Source organism: Microbacterium barkeri, assembly GCF_027921765.1.
GTDB classification, from domain to species: domain Bacteria; phylum Actinomycetota; class Actinomycetes; order Actinomycetales; family Microbacteriaceae; genus Microbacterium; species Microbacterium barkeri.
In genome coordinates, this window is sequence record NZ_BSEJ01000020.1 from 1 (window position 1) to 15,688 (window position 15,688).

Annotated in this window: 16 protein-coding genes; 3 read left to right on the forward strand and 13 right to left on the reverse strand. The window is 69.4% G+C overall.

Annotated features, from left to right (window positions below):
- Positions 1-166: 166 nt before the first annotated feature.
- The 9 genes from PKE79_RS15410 to PKE79_RS15450 form a co-directional block, all read right to left on the reverse strand.
- The gene (locus PKE79_RS15410; protein ID WP_271174594.1) at positions 167-1,036 is read right to left on the reverse strand and encodes a dihydrodipicolinate synthase family protein; all 870 of its coding nucleotides are present in this window, start codon (positions 1,034-1,036) and stop codon (positions 167-169) included.
- Positions 1,033-2,688, reverse strand: coding sequence for a tripartite tricarboxylate transporter permease (locus PKE79_RS15415; RefSeq protein WP_271174595.1), 1,656 nt, complete (start codon positions 2,686-2,688; stop codon positions 1,033-1,035). Before PKE79_RS15415 ends, PKE79_RS15410 begins: the two co-directional genes overlap by 4 nt.
- On the reverse strand, positions 2,685-3,203 hold the full coding sequence (locus PKE79_RS15420; RefSeq protein WP_271174596.1) for a tripartite tricarboxylate transporter TctB family protein: 519 nt from the start codon (positions 3,201-3,203) through the stop codon (positions 2,685-2,687). The genes PKE79_RS15415 and PKE79_RS15420 overlap by 4 nt, the downstream gene beginning before the upstream one ends.
- Entirely contained in the window at positions 3,203-4,162 is a 960-nt protein-coding gene (locus tag PKE79_RS15425; protein ID WP_271174597.1) for a tripartite tricarboxylate transporter substrate binding protein, read from the reverse strand. Before PKE79_RS15425 ends, PKE79_RS15420 begins: the two co-directional genes overlap by 1 nt.
- A gap of 107 nt (positions 4,163-4,269) precedes the next feature.
- A complete protein-coding gene (locus tag PKE79_RS15430) occupies positions 4,270-4,932 on the reverse strand; it encodes a GntR family transcriptional regulator (RefSeq protein WP_271174598.1) in 663 nt (220 codons plus the stop codon).
- 84 nt (positions 4,933-5,016) lie between these two features.
- Positions 5,017-6,006 carry an SRPBCC family protein gene (locus PKE79_RS15435; RefSeq protein WP_271174599.1) on the reverse strand — a complete coding sequence of 330 codons (990 nt, stop codon included), beginning with the start codon at positions 6,004-6,006 and terminating at the stop codon, positions 5,017-5,019.
- Position 6,007: 1 nt separating this feature from the next.
- Positions 6,008-6,367, reverse strand: a complete 360-nt coding sequence (locus PKE79_RS15440; RefSeq protein ID WP_271174600.1) for an ArsR/SmtB family transcription factor — start codon at positions 6,365-6,367, stop codon at positions 6,008-6,010.
- Positions 6,368-6,420: 53 nt separating this feature from the next.
- Positions 6,421-7,779 carry an aldehyde dehydrogenase gene (locus PKE79_RS15445; RefSeq protein WP_271174601.1) on the reverse strand — a complete coding sequence of 453 codons (1,359 nt, stop codon included), beginning with the start codon at positions 7,777-7,779 and terminating at the stop codon, positions 6,421-6,423.
- 39 nt (positions 7,780-7,818) lie between these two features.
- Positions 7,819-8,760, reverse strand: coding sequence for a LysR family transcriptional regulator (locus PKE79_RS15450; protein WP_271174602.1), 942 nt, complete (start codon positions 8,758-8,760; stop codon positions 7,819-7,821).
- Between the two features lie 120 nt (positions 8,761-8,880).
- Between PKE79_RS15450 and PKE79_RS15455 the strand changes: the two genes are divergently transcribed.
- The 3 genes from PKE79_RS15455 to PKE79_RS15465 are packed head-to-tail and all read left to right on the forward strand — an operon-like array spanning position 8,881 to position 11,496.
- Entirely contained in the window at positions 8,881-9,873 is a 993-nt protein-coding gene (locus PKE79_RS15455) for a DUF1852 domain-containing protein (RefSeq protein WP_271174603.1), read from the forward strand.
- Positions 9,874-9,890: 17 nt separating this feature from the next.
- Positions 9,891-10,931: a methionine synthase gene (locus PKE79_RS15460; protein ID WP_271174604.1), complete on the forward strand. Its 1,041-nt coding sequence runs from the start codon at positions 9,891-9,893 to the stop codon at positions 10,929-10,931.
- Positions 10,918-11,496 carry a flavin reductase family protein gene (locus PKE79_RS15465; RefSeq protein WP_271174605.1) on the forward strand — a complete coding sequence of 193 codons (579 nt, stop codon included), beginning with the start codon at positions 10,918-10,920 and terminating at the stop codon, positions 11,494-11,496. The genes PKE79_RS15460 and PKE79_RS15465 overlap by 14 nt, the downstream gene beginning before the upstream one ends.
- A 21-nt stretch (positions 11,497-11,517) precedes the next feature.
- On the opposite strand, the gene PKE79_RS15470 is transcribed toward PKE79_RS15465, so the two are convergent.
- The 4 genes from PKE79_RS15470 to dnaK all read right to left on the reverse strand — a co-directional run bounded on the left by PKE79_RS15470 (position 11,518) and on the right by dnaK (position 15,538).
- Positions 11,518-11,955 (reverse strand): heat shock protein transcriptional repressor HspR, encoded by a 438-nt coding sequence (locus tag PKE79_RS15470; RefSeq protein ID WP_271174639.1) that lies wholly within the window; start codon positions 11,953-11,955, stop codon positions 11,518-11,520.
- Between the two features lie 45 nt (positions 11,956-12,000).
- Positions 12,001-12,981 (reverse strand): DnaJ C-terminal domain-containing protein, encoded by a 981-nt coding sequence (locus PKE79_RS15475; RefSeq protein ID WP_271174606.1) that lies wholly within the window; start codon positions 12,979-12,981, stop codon positions 12,001-12,003.
- Between the two features lie 77 nt (positions 12,982-13,058).
- Positions 13,059-13,679 carry a nucleotide exchange factor GrpE gene (locus PKE79_RS15480; RefSeq protein WP_271174607.1) on the reverse strand — a complete coding sequence of 207 codons (621 nt, stop codon included), beginning with the start codon at positions 13,677-13,679 and terminating at the stop codon, positions 13,059-13,061.
- Positions 13,679-15,538, reverse strand: a complete 1,860-nt coding sequence (dnaK, locus tag PKE79_RS15485) for a molecular chaperone DnaK (protein WP_271174608.1) — start codon at positions 15,536-15,538, stop codon at positions 13,679-13,681. The genes PKE79_RS15480 and dnaK overlap by 1 nt, the downstream gene beginning before the upstream one ends.
- Between the last annotated feature and the right edge of the window lie 150 nt (positions 15,539-15,688).

Below are 15,688 nucleotides of genomic sequence, written 5' to 3' on the forward strand. Positions count from 1 at the left end.
GGTCGTTCAGCACGCGCGTCACCGCGGACTCGAGCGCGACCTGCGTGGGCCATCCTGCGACGTTCGCGGACTCGCGCAGATCGCCCGACGCGATGAGATACGCCGTCTTCGGGGCGAGCGCGGGCCGCGTGGACGGTTCAGGGAATGCGTAGGACATGGGGCTCCTTCAGCGGTGCGTCGCGATGACGCGGTCGATCTCGGCGAGGGCGGCGGCGTCCGGCTCGTCGAGGGCCATGCGGCAGCGGCCATCCGCGACCCCCATCGCGCGGTAGGCGGCCTTCATGCGCGGCATGTCGCCGCCGATGACCGACACCACGTCGTCGACGGCGGCCTGCGCACGGGCGATCGCGTCCGCATCACCGGAGTCGGCAGCGGCTGCGAGTGCGCGGAACGGCTTGGGCAGCACCGACGAGACTCCGGACACCACGCCCTGAGCGCCGACCTCTCCGGCCGCGACGAGGTCGCGATCCGCTCCCGTGTAGATGACGAAGTCCGCGGGCACCGCCGCGCGATAGGCCGCGATCTGCTCGAGGGAGAGCTCGCTGGCCTTGATCCCGACCACGTTGGGCAGCTCGGCGAGTCGGGCCAGAAGCTCTGGCGAGACGGGGTTCCCCGTGCGGGCCGGATACGCGTAGACGTACAGCTGCCCGTCGCCGACCGCCTCGGAGATGGCGGCGAAGTACGCGAACAGACCGGCCTCCGACGAGGGGAGGTAGTAGGGGGTGACCGCGGCGAACTCGCGGGCACCCAGGCGGCGGGCGATCTGCACGCGGCGGACCGCCTCGAACGCGCTGGTCGCCCCGACGTGCACGACGACGCGCATGGCGTGGGCGAGATCCGCCAGCGCGGCCTCGACGAGCTCGGCGAACTCGGCGTCGTCGACGGCCGGGAACTCGCCCGTCGTCCCGAGGACGAAAGCCCCTTCGTTCCCCGACTCCGCGACGTAGCGGAAGATCGCGCGGCTCCCCTCGAGGTCGAGTCGGCCGTCCGCGAGGAACGAGGTCGGCACGGCGGTGAGGATGTCTCGGCGGGTCATGAACGGGGCTCCTTGCGGTTCTTTCGCGCCGTGCGCTCGTGCGCAGGGTCGGCTTCGTCGTTGCGGATGGTCGATGTGAGCAGATCCGGGCGCGCACGCAGCTCGTCGTGCGCCTCCTCGATCTCGGCGACGGTGTCCTCGCTGAGGACCGATTCGGCGAAGGACCGACGCTGCTCGGGCGATCGCCGCGCGTTGCGGACGACCGGCACGATGATCGAGGCGATCGCGAGAGCGATGAGCACGAGTGCGATCGGGCTGACCACGCTGAAGAACGGCTCGGTCGGGAGGATCGCCAGCGTGCGAGCGAGATTCTGCTCTGCGAGGGGGCCGAGAAGAAGGCCGAGCACCACGGGGCCTGCGGGGATCTCGAGGCGCTTGAAGGCGAGCCCGACGACACCGAACACGAGCATCTGGATGACGGCCGAGAGGCTGTTCGACGTGGCGTAGGTCCCGATGATGCAGAACACGAGGATGCCGCTCCACAGATAGGGCCGCGGGATGTCCAGGAGCTTCACCATCCCGCGCATGCGCACGAGGCTCAGCGCCAGGGAGAGCACCGTCGCGACGATCATGATCGTCGCGATCGAGACGACGAGCTCCGGGCGTTCGGCGAAGAGCGTGGGCCCCGGGGTGATGCCCCAGATGATCATCGAGCCGATCATGACGGCCATGACCGAGTCGCCCGGGATGCCGAGCGCCATGGTGGTCGTGAGGGACCCGCCGAGAGTCGCGCTCGAGGCGGTGTCCGAAGCCGCGACTCCCTCGATCGATCCCTTGCCGAACATCTCGGGGTGCCGCGAGACCGCGCGCGCTCGTTCCCATCCGATGAGACCGGCGATGTCGCCGCCTGCCGCGGGAACCAGACCCACACCGAGGCCGACCGCGCCGCTCACGGCGACCGCTCGCCCGGTCTGCCGCAGCTCGCGGCCGTTCGGGAACCAGCGCCCGAGCGACGAGATGGGACGCACCTTCGATGCGTGATGCGTGAGCAGCTGATCGAGCAGTTCCGCGATGCCGAAGAGCCCGATGATGACGGCGATGAAGTTAAGGCCCTCCGACAGCTCGAGCACTCCGAAGGTGAAGCGCTGGTCCGCCGTCGCGGCATAGGTGCCCACGGTTCCGAGCATGAGCCCGATCAGGCCCGCGAGGATCCCCTTCATCATGGACTTCGACGAGATGCCGATCATGATCGCGATGCCGAACACCACCAGGGCGAACAGCTCGGGCGAGCGGAAGTGGTTCCTGGCCAGCGTCGCGATCGGCACGGCGAGTGCGGCGAAGAGGATGACGGAGGCGAGGATCCCGACCGCGCTGACGATCGCCGAGATGGTCAGGGCGAGCCCCGCTCTTCCCTGTTTCGCCATGGGGTATCCGTCGAGCGTGGTCGCCACCGACGCGGGTGTGCCGGGCGTGTTCACGAGAATGGCCGGCACCCGGTCGCCGAAGTTCGCGGCGACGTAGATGGTGAGCAGGACCGCGAGTCCCTGGACAGGGTCGAGCGTCATGGTGAACCCGGCGGCGAGCGCGACGGCCATCGTCGCGGTGATGCCGGGGAACGCTCCGACCAGGAAGCCGAGGAGGAGTCCCACGCACATGTACAGGAGGACGGAGATGTCCATGAGGGACGACAGGCCCTCGATCAGCGGGTTCATAGCGGGATCCTCAACAGCAGGCCGAAGACGACGTAGACGAAGGCCGTCACCGCGACGGGATAGACGATGAGTCCGATCAGGCGCCGCTGTCCGAAGAGCAGCAGCAGGGCGACCAGGTAGATCGCCGCCGCGATCGGGAACAGCTGGATGCGGTACCCGAATGCGATCACATCGGAGAACGACCAGAGAGCGAGGAACCCGCCCGAGACGAGCAGCGTGAGCACGACCCTGAGCGGGCCGCCGACGGCGACGCGCTCCAGGTCGCTCCTCGTCGACGGCGGTCGGGTGATCGCGATCGCGACGAGCACGAGCGAGACGACGATTCCGAGGACGCCGAGGACGAGCGGCCAGGTGCGCGCGTCCATCTGACCGGGCACTTCGCGCCGCAGCTCGATCTGCAGCCCCAGCGCGAAGTAGACCACGCAGAAGACCAGGGCGGTGCCTGCGAAAGCGATCTCGAGTGCTCGAGAGGGGCGGGGCGTTGTGCCCGGCTCCGCCTCAGCGTCGACGTTCATCAGCCGAGCAGCTCCTGGAAGCGAGTGAACTGCTCGTCGACGAAGGTCGTGAACTCCGCGGAGTCGCGGTACACCACGAGGTTGCCCGAGCTCTTCTGGAAGTCCTGGTAGGACTCGGTCTCGACCGCCTCCGCGATCGCGGACTCGAGGGTGTCGTGCACGTCGTCAGGAAGCCCTGCGGGGGCGTAGATCCCACCCCAGCCGCCGAACTCGATCTCCTCGCCGATCGCCTCCGCGACCGTCGGGACGTCGGGCAGGTCGGGATGACGCTCGTCGTGCATGATGGCGAGGATCCGGACCGACTCAGCCTGAGCGAGAGCCTCGCCGACTCCGGAGACCGCGGCCACGACCTCACCCGATGCAGCGGCGCTCACCGCCGTCGCGCCGCCGTCGTACGCGACCGGAGTGAACTGGGCCCCCGTCGCGTCGCCGAGGCCGAGAGTGGCGGCCTCCCAGATCGAGCCGGCGCCGGAATTGGCAACCGTCAGCGCGCCGGACTCACCCTGCGCGATGAGATCCTCGAGCGTCTCGATGCCGCTGTCAGCGCTGACCGAGATGACGCCGGGCGCGAGCATGATCTGTCCGAGGAGGTCGTAGTTCTCCGGGAGCACGTCTGCGTTCTGGGTCGTGTTCAGCATGGAGATCTCGACCGGACCGAAGCCGATGACATAGCCGTCGGGCTCCTGCTCGGCGACGTACTCCATCGCCAGCGCTCCGGATGCCCCGGGCATGTTCTCGGGGATCACGCTGACGCCGAGGATCTTCTCGAGCTCCGTCGCGAGCGCGCGCGATGAGAGGTCGGAGCCGCCTCCCGCGTCAGCCTGGATGATGAGGCGGATGTCCTCTTCGGGATAGGACGAGCTGTCGCCGCCCTCAGCCACCGGCGTGCAGGCAGCCAGCGCGGTCGCGGCCAGGCCTGCCGCCGCGAACGCTGCGGTGAAACGGATGTACCGGGGCATCATTGCTCCTCTCGGCGCGGAACCGACGGGCTCTGTCGGCTGAGCCGAGTCTTGCACGTTTACTGTTAACAGTCAACGTTGACCGCGCTCAGATCATCCGAGGAGAGTCAGCGCCGAGCGACGAGCTCCAGCCGCATGCGCTCCTCCGCGCCTCGCAGATGCTCGATGAGCTCCGCCTCGGCGGCGGCTCGATCACCGGAGCGCAGCACGTCATACAAGCGCCGGTGCGCCTCGGACGACTCGTGCAGGTCGTCGTCGTGGTTGATCGTCACGTCGAGCAGAGCGGCGAACGTCGGCTCGTACTGACGCCAGGTCGCGAGAAGACGCGGATGCCGCGCCATCTCGTAGAAGAGCGAATGGAACTCGACGTCGGCCTTCTGGAAGGCGGGATGATCGCCCTCATCGGCTGCGACAGCCATCCGCTCGACGCATTGCCAGACGCGGCGCCACGGCTCGTCGTCCGTCACATCCATCGCGCGCTGAACGGCGAGCCGCTCGAGCGCGCCCCGCAGGCTGTAGAGCTGCTCGACGTCATCGGCCGACAGCCCGAGGATGTAGATGCCCCTCGGGCGCCGCACCTCGACGAGGCCCTCGTAGCTCAGCTGCGAAACGGCGTCGCGCACCGGCCCGCGGCTCACCTGGAACTCCTCGGCGACACCCTCCTCCGTCAGGCGGTCGCCGGCCTGGAGCTCGCCGCGCACGATGCGCTGCCGGATGATGTCCGCGACCTGCGTTCCGAGCGATACGCCGCGCTCGACCTTGTCCCGCATCGTGCCTCCCTGAACGTCGTTGACTGTCAACAGAGTACGCCCAGAACGCGGCCGCGCCACCTCGGGTGACGCGACCGCGGCGAGTCAGCGACCGGAGGCGACGAGCACGTCCCTCTCGAGGCGGGCGTACGAGGCCTCCATGCCGTCGGCCATCCCGGTCGCGAGGATCATGTCGCGCGTCCCCTTGTCGGGGTACTCGATGAGGAGCGTGATGAGGGTCGCGCCATCCTCTTCGTACAGGTTGAGGTCGTTGAGCGTCTCGGGCCCTTCGGTGCCCTTCATGCGCTCCGTCGTGACAGCGCGCCGCGGAGCCTCGACGAGGAGCGCCTCCCCCTCGAAGCCGAAGGCCTCGCCCTCGGTCTCGCCGACCGGCGCCCACGACGTGCTGTGCCGGTCACCGGGAGCGAGCGCGACGACGCACTCGGTCATCTCCCACCCGTCGGGACCGAGCATCCACTGCCGCAGCAGGTCGGGGTCGTGATGGGCCCGCCACACGAGCTCCCGCGGGCCCTCCACGAGGCGCGTGATCCGCACGTGGGTGTCGTCGAGCTCCTCGACGCGTGTCCCCTTCCCCTGCGCGTAGGCGCGCAGGTCCTGGAGCACGGCATCCAGCTGGGCCATGGCCATCCGCGTGCCCTCGATCGCGCCCATCTCGACGACCTGCTCGAGCGCCTCGATCGAGTCGAAGTGGCTCGTGGTGACCATCCGCGTGCCGTCGCCCGCTTCCTCGAAGGAGAACGTCATGCGCAAGGAGGGAAAGCCCTCGAGCGGACGGCCCTCGTCGTCGACGAACCGGTCGATCACCGCGAACCCCCGCGGCTCGTCGATCTCGAGGAACTCCCACGACCCCGAGGAGCGCTCGCCGCGCGGGCCGGCCATCGTGTACTGCGCCATTCCCCCGACCGTGTGGTCGAAGGCCGTGAACGTCGCAGGCCAGCCGGGAGGACCCCAGAAGCGCTCGAGCTGGCGCGGGTCGGCGTAGGCGCTCCACACGCGCTCGATGGGCGCTGCGAAGTCTGCGACGACGGTCATCGTGAGACTCTCGGCGTCGGTGGTGACATCGGTGACGGGCATGTCAATCTCCTGATCCAGTGGTGTCGTGCGGTTCGGCCAGCAGGTCGTCGAGGCGCGCGATGCGGGCGCGCCACAGCTGCTCGTATCGGCCCAGAAGGGCCCTGGCGCGCGCGATCATCTCGGGGTTCGCGCGGACGAGCCGCTCGCGCCCCTCCGCGCGCTTGACGATGAGCCGCGCCTCTTCGAGCACGGCCACGTGCTTCTGGACCGCGGCGAACGACATGTCGTAGTCGCGGGCCAGTGCGGAGACGGACTGCTCGCGCTCGATCGTCCGACGCAGGATGTCGCGCCGCGTCGCCGCCGCCAGTGCGTGGAAGACACGATCGATCTCCGTCTCGCTCAACTCCATTTGTGCAACCATTTGGTTGTACGTTAGAGCTGCAGAGGGCGCGTGTCAAGGGGTGCCGGCCGCGATCAGAGCGGGTATGCGCCGGGGAGGGTGTCGACGGTGATCCAGCGCAGATCGGTGAACTCCGCGATGCCGGCCTCGCCGCCGAAGCGGCCGTAGCCTGAGTCGCCGACGCCGCCGAAGGGCATGTGGGCCTCGTCGTGCACGGTGGCGCCGTTTATGTGGCACATCCCGGCGTGAAGCCGCTGCGCCACGGCGAAGGCGGTCGCGATGTCGCGCGTGAACACGGAGGAGCTGAGCCCGTACGCCGTGTCGTTGGCGATGCGCACGGCATCTTCGAGGTCGCGAGCCCGGATGACGGAGACGACGGGGCCGAAGCTCTCCTCGCCGTAGACCCGCATGTCCGCGGTGACGCCATCGAGCACCGTGGCGGGCATGAGGCGCCCGTCGCCGACACCGCCTGCCGCGACGGTCGCGCCGCGCTCGGCCGCATCCTCGACGAGGCCCCGAACGTGATCCGCGGCTTTGTCCGACACGAGCGCTCCCAGCGGATGGTCGCCAGCGCGAGGATCGCCGGCCGTGAGCGCCGCCGCCGCGGCGGCGAAGCGGGACACGAACTCGTCGGCGACCGCGTCGACCACGATGATGCGCTCCGTCGACATGCAGATCTGGCCCTGGTTCATGAACGCGCCGAAGCGGGCGGCTGTGACCGCCTCGTCGATGTCGGCGTCCTCCAGCACGATGAACGGCGCCTTGCCGCCGAGCTCCAGCAGGGCCGGCTTCAGGTTCGCCGCGGCGCGCTGCGCGATGACGCGCCCCACAGCCGTCGATCCGGTGAAGTTGACCCGCCGGACGGCCGGCTCGTCGATCAGCGCTCCGACGACCTCGGCGGCCTCAGCCGGGTCGTTCGTCACGAGCATGAGGATGCCCTCTGGCGCCCCGGAGCGGCGGAACGCCTCGACGATGAGCCCGTGCGTGCGGGGGCAGAGCTCGGAGGCCTTCAGCACCACGGTGTTGCCGCACGCGAGCGGGGTCGCGATCGCCCGCACCCCCAGGATGATGGGCGCGTTCCAGGGAGCGATGCCGAGCACGACCCCCGCGGGCACCCGCAGCGACATCGCGAGCGCCCCCGGCTTGTCGGAGGGGATGGTCCGCCCCTGCACGGCTGTGGTCAGGGCTGCCGCCTCCCGCAGCATGTCTGCCGCCAGCCCGATGTTGAACTGAGCCCACCCGAGCGTGGCGCCGAGCTCATCCTGCATGGCGTCGATGATCTCCGGCGCCATCGCGACGAGCTCGTCGGCAGCGGCGGACAGCACGGCCCGGCGTGCGCCGGGCCCCTGCGCCGACCACAGCGGGAACGCGGCGGCTGCGTCAGCGACAGCCTGGCGGGCGTCGGCGATCGAGGATTCGGATGCGGTCGTCATGTGGAGAATCCTCCCGCACGGAGCCGCCCGAGTCGATGGCTATCCCAGCACCTCCACACCGAACCCGGCGACGACCGCGCGCACCTCGTCGAGGTAGCGCTGCGCCTGCTCCGTCAGCGGGATCGCGGCGTGATCGATCCACCCGATCTCGATGCGCTCGTCGACGTCGAGCGGGATCGCGACGATCTCCGGATCGAGCTCGTCGCTGATGATGCCGGTCGAGATCGTGTACCCGCCGAGGCCGATCATGAGGTTGAAGATCGTCGCCCGATCGGAGACCCGGATCTCGCGCCTGCTCGACATGGTGGAGAGGATCTCCTCGGCGAAGTAGAAGGAGTTGTCCGCCCCCTGGTCGAAGGTGAGTCGCGGCAGATCCTCGAGGTCGGCGAGGGTCGCGCGCTTCCGGGAGGCGAGCGGGTTGCGCCGTGAGATGAAGATGTGCGGCTCGGCGAGGAACAGCGGATGGAACGCAAGCCCGGAGTCGCGGAGCAGCTTGTCGATCACCTTCCGGTTGAAGTCGTTCCGGTAGAGGATGCCGATCTCGCTGCGGAGCGTGCGGACATCCTCGATGATGTCGCCCGTCCGGGTCTCCCGCAGGGAGAACTCGTACTCGGCCGCCCCGCTCGCCTGGACCATCCGCACGAACGCGTCGACCGCGAACGAGTAGTGCTGCGCCGAGATGCCGAGCAGACGCCGCGACGGGGGCCGGTCGAGGTAGCGCTGCTCGAGGAGCTCCACCTGCTCGACGACCTGCCTCGCATAGCCGAGGAACTCCGCCCCGTCGAGGGTGAGCGTCACGCCGCGTGCGGAGCGCACGAGGAGCGTGCGCCCCACGCGCGCCTCGAGCTCCTTCATCGCCGCCGACATCGTCGGCTGCGCGACGTAGAGCAGGTCGGCGGCACCCGAGATCGAGCCCTCGGCGGCGACCTCGATGAAGTAGCGGAGCTGCTGCAGCGTGAGACCGCTCGTTCCCTGTGCCATAGCCAAAGACTATATGGAGGGATAGCGTCGTCTTCTTACCCGATATCGCCCGAATCCCGGCACGATGGAGGCTCCGACGACCGAGGATCGACCCGACCCTCATCACCCCTGGATTGGCCCATGGCGAGCGCATTCGAGTTCAGCATCACGACCACCCCCTTCGACGAGGACTACACGCCATCGGAGAGCTCCCGGATCACGACCAACTTCGCCAACCTCGCGCGCGGCGAGCGCCGTCAGGAGAACCTCCGCAGCACCCTGACGATGATCGACCGGCGGTTCAACGACCTCGCGCACTGGGACAACCCGACCCGCGACCGCTACACCCTCGAACTCGAGATCGTCTCCGTGCAGCTGCGCACGTCGGCGGATGACGAGGCTCAGCCGTTCCCGCTGCTGGAGGTCCTCGACACGCGGATCATCGACCGGCACACGGGCGCCCGCCACCACGGGATCGTCGGCAACAACTTCTCGTCCTACATCCGCGACTACGACTTCAGCGTCGTCCTGCCCGCGGCGAAGGATGGCACGGGCGCGCCCGCGCTCCCCCGCGACTTCGGCGTCCTGCATGGCAGGCTCTTCCAGCACTTCCTCGACTCGGATGTCTACCGGCAGCGCTTCCCGCAGGCGCCCGTCATCTGCATCAGCGTCTCGACGAGCAAGACCTACCACCAGACCGGCAACAGCCACCCCGTCCTCGGCGTCGAGTACCAGCAGGACGAGCACTCCCTGACCGACGAGTACTTCGGCAAGATGGGGCTCCGGGTGCGCTACTTCATGCCGCGCGGAAGCGTCGCGCCGCTCGCGTTCTACTTCCGCGGCGACCTGCTGAACGACTACTCGAACCTGCAGCTCATCAGCACGATCAGCACGATGGAGACGTTCCAGAAGATCTACCGCCCCGAGATCTACAACGCGAACTCCGCCGCCGCCGCCGTGTACCGCCCGAGCCTGGGCGCGCAGGACTTCTCGCGGACGCAGATCTCCTACGACCGCGAGGAGCGCAGCCAGCTCGCCGTCACGCAGGGGAAGTACGCGCAGGAGCACTTCATCGAGCCGAACCGCGAGCTGCTGGAGCAGTGGACCGCCGGCGACCCCGTTCTCGTCGCATGACCCCCGGAGGACCATCCATGACCCCCGCGCTCCTGCCGACCTCGATCGTCGGCAGCCTTCCCAAGCCGTCGTGGCTCGCCGAGCCGGAGACGCTCTGGTCCCCCTGGAAGCTCGAGGGCGCCGCGCTGATCGAGGGCAAGCAGGATGCGATGCGCATCGCCGTCCAGGAGCAGACGCGCCGCGGCATCGACATCATCGGCGACGGTGAGCAGACGCGCCAGCACTTCGTGACGACGTTCATCGAGCACCTCGACGGCGTCGACTTCGCGCAGCGCAGAACCGTGCGCATCCGCGACCGCTACGACGCGAGCGTTCCGACGGTCGTCGGCGCGGTGCACCGCGAGCGCCCCGTCTTCGTCGACGACGCGGCGTTCCTCCGTGCGAGCACCGACCGCCCGATCAAGTGGACGCTGCCGGGCCCGATGACGATGGTCGACACGCTCTACGACGCCCACTACCGCAGTCGCGAGAAGCTGGCGTGGGAGTTCGCGACCATCCTCAACCAGGAGGCCAGGGAGCTCGAGGCCGCGGGCGTCGACATCATCCAGTTCGACGAGCCCGCCTTCAACGTCTTCCTCGACGAGGTCAAGGACTGGGGCGTGGCCGCCCTCGAGCGCGCGTGCGAGGGGCTGCGCGCCGAGACCGCCGTGCACATCTGCTACGGCTACGGGATCAAGGCGAACACCGACTGGAAGGCGACGCTCGGCTCGCAGTGGCGCCACTACGAGGAGTCGTTCCCGCTTCTGCAGCGGTCGGCCGTCGACATCGTCTCGCTCGAGTGCCACCACTCCCGCGTCCCGCTCGAGCTCGTCGAGCTCGTCCGCGGCAAGAAGGTCATGCTCGGCGCGATCGACGTCGCGGACACGACGGTCGAGACCCCCGAGGAGGTCGCCGACACCCTCCGCCGTGCGCTCGCCTATGTCGACGCGGACAAGCTCGTGCCCAGCACGAACTGCGGCATGGCGCCGTTCCCCCGGGAGGTCGCGCTGCGCAAGCTCAGCGCGCTCAGCGCGGGCGCGGCCATCCTGCGCGAGGAGCTGGCCGATGCGCGCGTCTGAGGCGTCGCCCGCCGACGCACCCGCCGAGACCCCGCGTCACGGCTTCGCGCCGTCGCTGTCGCCCGACGACTTCAAGTCCCTCTTCCGGGGGCACCCCGGGGGCGTCACCGTCATCACGGCGGATGCCGGTGACGGGCCCGTCGCCCTGACGGCGACCTCGGTCGCGTCGGTGAGCGCCGAGCCCCCGCTCCTGGTGTTCTCGATCTCGGCGCTGTCGTCGGCGTCGGACGTCCTCTCGCGCGCCGAGACGGTCGTCGTGCACTTCCTCGACGCGCACGATCTGGAGGTGGCGAAGCTCGGCGCCGCGAGCGGTGTCGACCGCTTCGCCCAGGAGCACTCGTGGACGCGCCTCGCCACGGGCGAGCCCGTGTACGAGGGCGTGCGCGCGTGGGTGCGCTGCGCCGTCATCGACCGGATGGATGCGGGCACGTCGACGGTCGTCGCGGCCCACGCACTGCAGTCGCACATCGAGCGCGACATCCACCCGGGCGACGCCGGCGACGCGCTGGTCTATCACAACCGCACGTGGCACCGCCTCGGCGAGCACTCGCGCATCGAGCCCTGACGGGCGCGCACGCCTGCGGCGTCAGTCGGTGGGACGCCAGAGCACCACGTCGGTCTGCCGGCGCACGCGGGTGCCCGCGCGCAGCGTCACGACTGCGCCGTTCGCGCTCGTCACGAACACGCGCGCGCCCGGACGCTGCTCGCGCTCGGCGCGCAGCTCGCGCTCGAGCTCCCGGACACGGCCGCGCAGCTCCTGCACCTCGTTCTCCATGTGCAGGATGCGCTCGATGACGGCGAGGCGCACACCCTCGGACGACAGCCGCGCGACCTCGCGCAGCTGCTCGATGTCGCGCAGCGAGTAGCGCCGCGATCCGCCGCGCGTGCGCCCGGGGACGACGAGGCCCATGCGGTCGTACTGCCGCAGGGTCTGCGGGTGCATGGCGGCGAGCTCGGCAGCCGCCGCGATGGGGAAGATCGGCGCATCGGGGTCGATGTCGGCCGGGTCGACCGGGATCGGCATGGTGCTCACCTCCTGAAGGTGTCGGGGGCGGATGGCGGCAGCGGGCTACTGCTTCGCCTTCGCCATCATCTCAGCGCGGGGGTTCTCCTTCGGCTCGGCCTCGCGGTAGGCGAGGAGCGCCTCGCGCGCGGCGTCGTCGAGATGCGACGGCACAGCCACCTGCACCTCGGCGAGGAGATCGCCTGTGCCCTTGCTGGACGCGATGCCGCGTCCCTTGACGCGGAGCACGCGGCCGGAGGGCGTGCCCGGGGCGACACGCAGCTTCACGGGGTCTCCGCCGAGCGTCGGAACCTCGATGGTCGCGCCGAACACCGCCTCGGTGAACGTGATCGGAACGGTCACGCGGACGTTCAGGCCGTCGCGCGCGAAGACGGGGTGCGATCGGACCGCGACCTCGACGACGATGTCGCCGCTCTCGCCTCCGTCCGGCGAGGGACGCCCGCGCCCGCGCAGGCGGATCTTCTGGCCATCCGCGACGCCCGCGGGGATCTTGACCTTGAACGGCTTGCCGTCCTCGCCCTGGAGCGTGATGGTCTCGCCCTTGGCGGCCGTCGTGAAGTCGATCGTCGTGCGCGCACGCACGTCGGCGCCGCGCTGGGGGCCGCCGAAGCCGCGGTACCCACCCGTCGACTGCCCGAAGCGGCCGGAGCCGAAGCCTCCGCCCCCGCCGGAGAACATCGAGAAGATGTCGTCGAAGTCGCCGGGGGACGCCGTGCGCTGCTGCGTGAACCGGCTGAAGACGTCGTCGAACCCGCCGCCAGCGCCGCCGGGCGCGGTGAACCGCGCGCCCGAGCCCATCGCGCGCAGCTCGTCGTACTCGTTGCGCTGCTCGGGGTCGGAGAGCACCGAGTACGCCTCGCTGATCTCCTTGAACCGCGACTCCGCAGCCGCGTCGCCCGGGTTCGAGTCAGGGTGGTACCTGCGCGCGAGCTTGCGGTAGGTCTTCTTCAGATCCGCGTCGCTCACGTTCTTGTCGACGCCGAGGATCTTGTAGAAGTCCTTGTCGAACCAGTCCTGACTGGCCATCTGCACCTTCTTCTTGCGAATGCTCTACGCGTGATCCGGAAAGCGGTCGGCCCCGCCGCAGCGGGGCCGACCGGGAGTCATTCCGCCGGGACGGCGACGACGACCTTGGCGGGGCGCAGCTCGACGTCGCCCAGCAGGTAGCCGACCTCGACGACCTCGAGGATCGTGCTCTCCGTCGTGCCGGGGACCGGCTGCTGGAAGATCGCCTCGTGACGCTGCGGGTCGAACGTCTCGCCGGTCGCGCCGAACGCGACGACGCCCAGGCGCTCGGCGACGCCGCGCACCTTGGCAGCGACAGCCGAGAACGGGCTGCCCTCGGCGAGGTCGCCGTGCTTCTCGGCCCGGTCGAGGTCGTCGAGCACGGGGAGGAGGCCCTTCACGGCCTCGCCCCTCGCGCGGGAGATCTCGATCTCGCGCTGCTCCTCGGTGCGGCGACGGTAGTTCGCGTACTCCGCCTGGAGGCGCTTGAGGTCGTGCAGGAGCTGCGTCTCGTAGTCGCTCTTCTCCGCCTCCGCCGCCTCGTCGGTCTGCTCGGCGCCGAGGATGTCGTCGACGGTCAGGCCGTCGCCCTCCTCCGCGGTCTCAGCCGGCTGCGCCGCGGGGTCGGAAGCGGCGACCTCCGACCCCTCGGCGTCCGGCTGGACCTCGTCGCCGTCGGGCTGCTCGCCCTGGGGCTCCTCGAAGTCCTTGTCCGTCATCAGCTCTTCTTCTCGTCCTCGTCGTCCACGACCTCGGCGTCGATGACGTCCTCATCCGCCGAGCTCTGCTCGCCGGCCGGGGCGTCCTGCGGCGCCTGCTCCTGCGCGGCCTGAGCCTGCTGGTAGATCGCCTCGCCGAGCTTGGTCTGGCTCTCGTTGAGCTTCTCGAACGCGGCCTTCACGGCGTCGTCGTCCTCGCCCGCGAGCGCGGTCTTGAGCGCGTCGACGTCGGCCTTGACCGAGTCCTTCACGTCGGCGGGGAGCTTGTCGTCGTTCTCCGAGATGAGCTTCTCGATCGAGTACGCGAGCGTCTCGGCCTGGTTGCGGACATCCGCGGCCTCGCGGCGCTTCTTGTCCTCGGCCGCGTGCTCCTCGGCGTCGCGGACCATCCGCTCGATGTCCTCCTTCGAGAGCGACGAGCCGCCCGTGATGGTCATCGACTGCTCCTTGCCCGTGCCCTTGTCCTTGGCGGACACGTGCACGATGCCGTTCGCGTCGATGTCGAACGTGACCTCGACCTGCGGCACGCCGCGGGGCGCCGGCGCGATGCCGGTGAGCTCGAAGGTGCCGAGCGGCTTGTTGTCGCGGGTGAACTCGCGCTCGCCCTGGAAGACCTGGATGGCCACCGACGGCTGGTTGTCGTCCGCGGTCGTGAAGGTCTCGCTGCGCTTGGTCGGGATGGCCGTGTTGCGCTCGATGAGCTTGGTCATCACGCCGCCCTTGGTCTCGATGCCGAGGCTCAGCGGGGTGACGTCGATGAGGAGGACGTCCTTGCGCTCGCCCTTCAGCACGCCCGCCTGGATGGCGGCGCCGACGGCGACGACCTCGTCCGGGTTGACGCCCTTGTTGGGCTCCTGGTTCGTCTCGCTCTTCACGAGCTCGCTGACCGCGGGCATGCGGGTCGAGCCGCCGACGAGCACGACGTGCGCGATGTCGGAGACCTTGATGCCCGCCTCGCGGATGACATCCTGGAACGGCTTCTTCGTGCGCTCGAGGAGGTCCTTCGTGAGGTCCTCGAACTTCGCGCGCGAGATCGTCTCGGACAGCGACACGGGGCCGTTCTCCGTGAGCGACAGGTACGGCAGGTTGACGCTCGTCGACGTCGAGCTCGAGAGCTCCTTCTTCGCCTGCTCGGCGGCCTCCTTGAGGCGCTGCAGGGCGATCTTGTCGTTCGAGACGTCGACGCCCGTGGAGTCCTTGAACTGCTTGATGAGGTAGTCGACGAGGCGCTGGTCCCAGTCGTCGCCGCCGAGGCGGTTGTCGCCCGCCGTGGCACGCACCTGGATGGTCGAGAAGTCGTCGTCCTTGCCCACCTCGAGCAGCGAGACGTCGAAGGTTCCGCCGCCGAGGTCGAAGACGAGGATGAGCTCGTCCTCCTTGCCCTTGTCGAGGCCGTACGCGAGGGCGGCGGCCGTGGGCTCGTTGATGATGCGCAGGACGTTGAGGCCCGCGATCTCGCCGGCCTCCTTCGTGGCCTGGCGCTCGGCGTCGTTGAAGTACGCGGGCACGGTGATGACGGCGTCGGTCACCGTGTCGCCCAGGTACTGCTCGGCGTCGCGCTTCAGCTTCTGGAGGATGCGCGCCGAGATCTCCTGCGGCGTGTACGACTTGTCGTCCACCTTGAACGTCCAGTCGGTGCCCATGTGGCGCTTGACCGACGCGAGGGTGCGGTCGACGTTGGTGACGGCCTGGCGCTTCGCGGTCTCGCCGACGAGCACCTCGCCGTCCTTGGTGAACGCGACGACCGACGGGGTCGTGCGGAAGCCCTCGGCGTTGGCGATGACCTTCGGCTCGCCGCCCTCGAGGACCGAGACGACCGAGTTGGTCGTCCCGAGGTCGATACCCACAGCACGTGCCATGTTGCTTCTCCTTCTGTCGCTGCCTGAAGTCTGCGCGCGATCTTGAGTCGCGCTGACTCAAGCGTACGGCGACAGCCGGGGGAAGTCAAGAAACTTGATACAGCCCGACTCAACTTCACCCCGCGCCCTCGAGACTAGCGCCGGTCATCG

Coding starts and splice junctions, on each gene's coding strand:
- PKE79_RS15410 (WP_271174594.1), bottom strand. CDS start 1,036: ATGACCCGCCGAGACATCCTCACCGCCGTGCCGACCTCGTTCCTCGCG.
- PKE79_RS15415 (WP_271174595.1), bottom strand. CDS start 2,688: ATGAACCCGCTGATCGAGGGCCTGTCGTCCCTCATGGACATCTCCGTC.
- PKE79_RS15420 (WP_271174596.1), bottom strand. CDS start 3,203: ATGAACGTCGACGCTGAGGCGGAGCCGGGCACAACGCCCCGCCCCTCT.
- PKE79_RS15425 (WP_271174597.1), bottom strand. CDS start 4,162: ATGCCCCGGTACATCCGTTTCACCGCAGCGTTCGCGGCGGCAGGCCTG.
- PKE79_RS15430 (WP_271174598.1), bottom strand. CDS start 4,932: ATGCGGGACAAGGTCGAGCGCGGCGTATCGCTCGGAACGCAGGTCGCG.
- PKE79_RS15435 (WP_271174599.1), bottom strand. CDS start 6,006: ATGCCCGTCACCGATGTCACCACCGACGCCGAGAGTCTCACGATGACC.
- PKE79_RS15440 (WP_271174600.1), bottom strand. CDS start 6,367: ATGGTTGCACAAATGGAGTTGAGCGAGACGGAGATCGATCGTGTCTTC.
- PKE79_RS15445 (WP_271174601.1), bottom strand. CDS start 7,779: ATGACGACCGCATCCGAATCCTCGATCGCCGACGCCCGCCAGGCTGTC.
- PKE79_RS15450 (WP_271174602.1), bottom strand. CDS start 8,760: ATGGCACAGGGAACGAGCGGTCTCACGCTGCAGCAGCTCCGCTACTTC.
- PKE79_RS15455 (WP_271174603.1), top strand. CDS start 8,881: ATGGCGAGCGCATTCGAGTTCAGCATCACGACCACCCCCTTCGACGAG.
- PKE79_RS15460 (WP_271174604.1), top strand. CDS start 9,891: ATGACCCCCGCGCTCCTGCCGACCTCGATCGTCGGCAGCCTTCCCAAG.
- PKE79_RS15465 (WP_271174605.1), top strand. CDS start 10,918: ATGCGCGCGTCTGAGGCGTCGCCCGCCGACGCACCCGCCGAGACCCCG.
- PKE79_RS15470 (WP_271174639.1), bottom strand. CDS start 11,955: ATGCCGATCCCGGTCGACCCGGCCGACATCGACCCCGATGCGCCGATC.
- PKE79_RS15475 (WP_271174606.1), bottom strand. CDS start 12,981: ATGGCCAGTCAGGACTGGTTCGACAAGGACTTCTACAAGATCCTCGGC.
- PKE79_RS15480 (WP_271174607.1), bottom strand. CDS start 13,679: ATGACGGACAAGGACTTCGAGGAGCCCCAGGGCGAGCAGCCCGACGGC.
- dnaK (WP_271174608.1), bottom strand. CDS start 15,538: ATGGCACGTGCTGTGGGTATCGACCTCGGGACGACCAACTCGGTCGTC.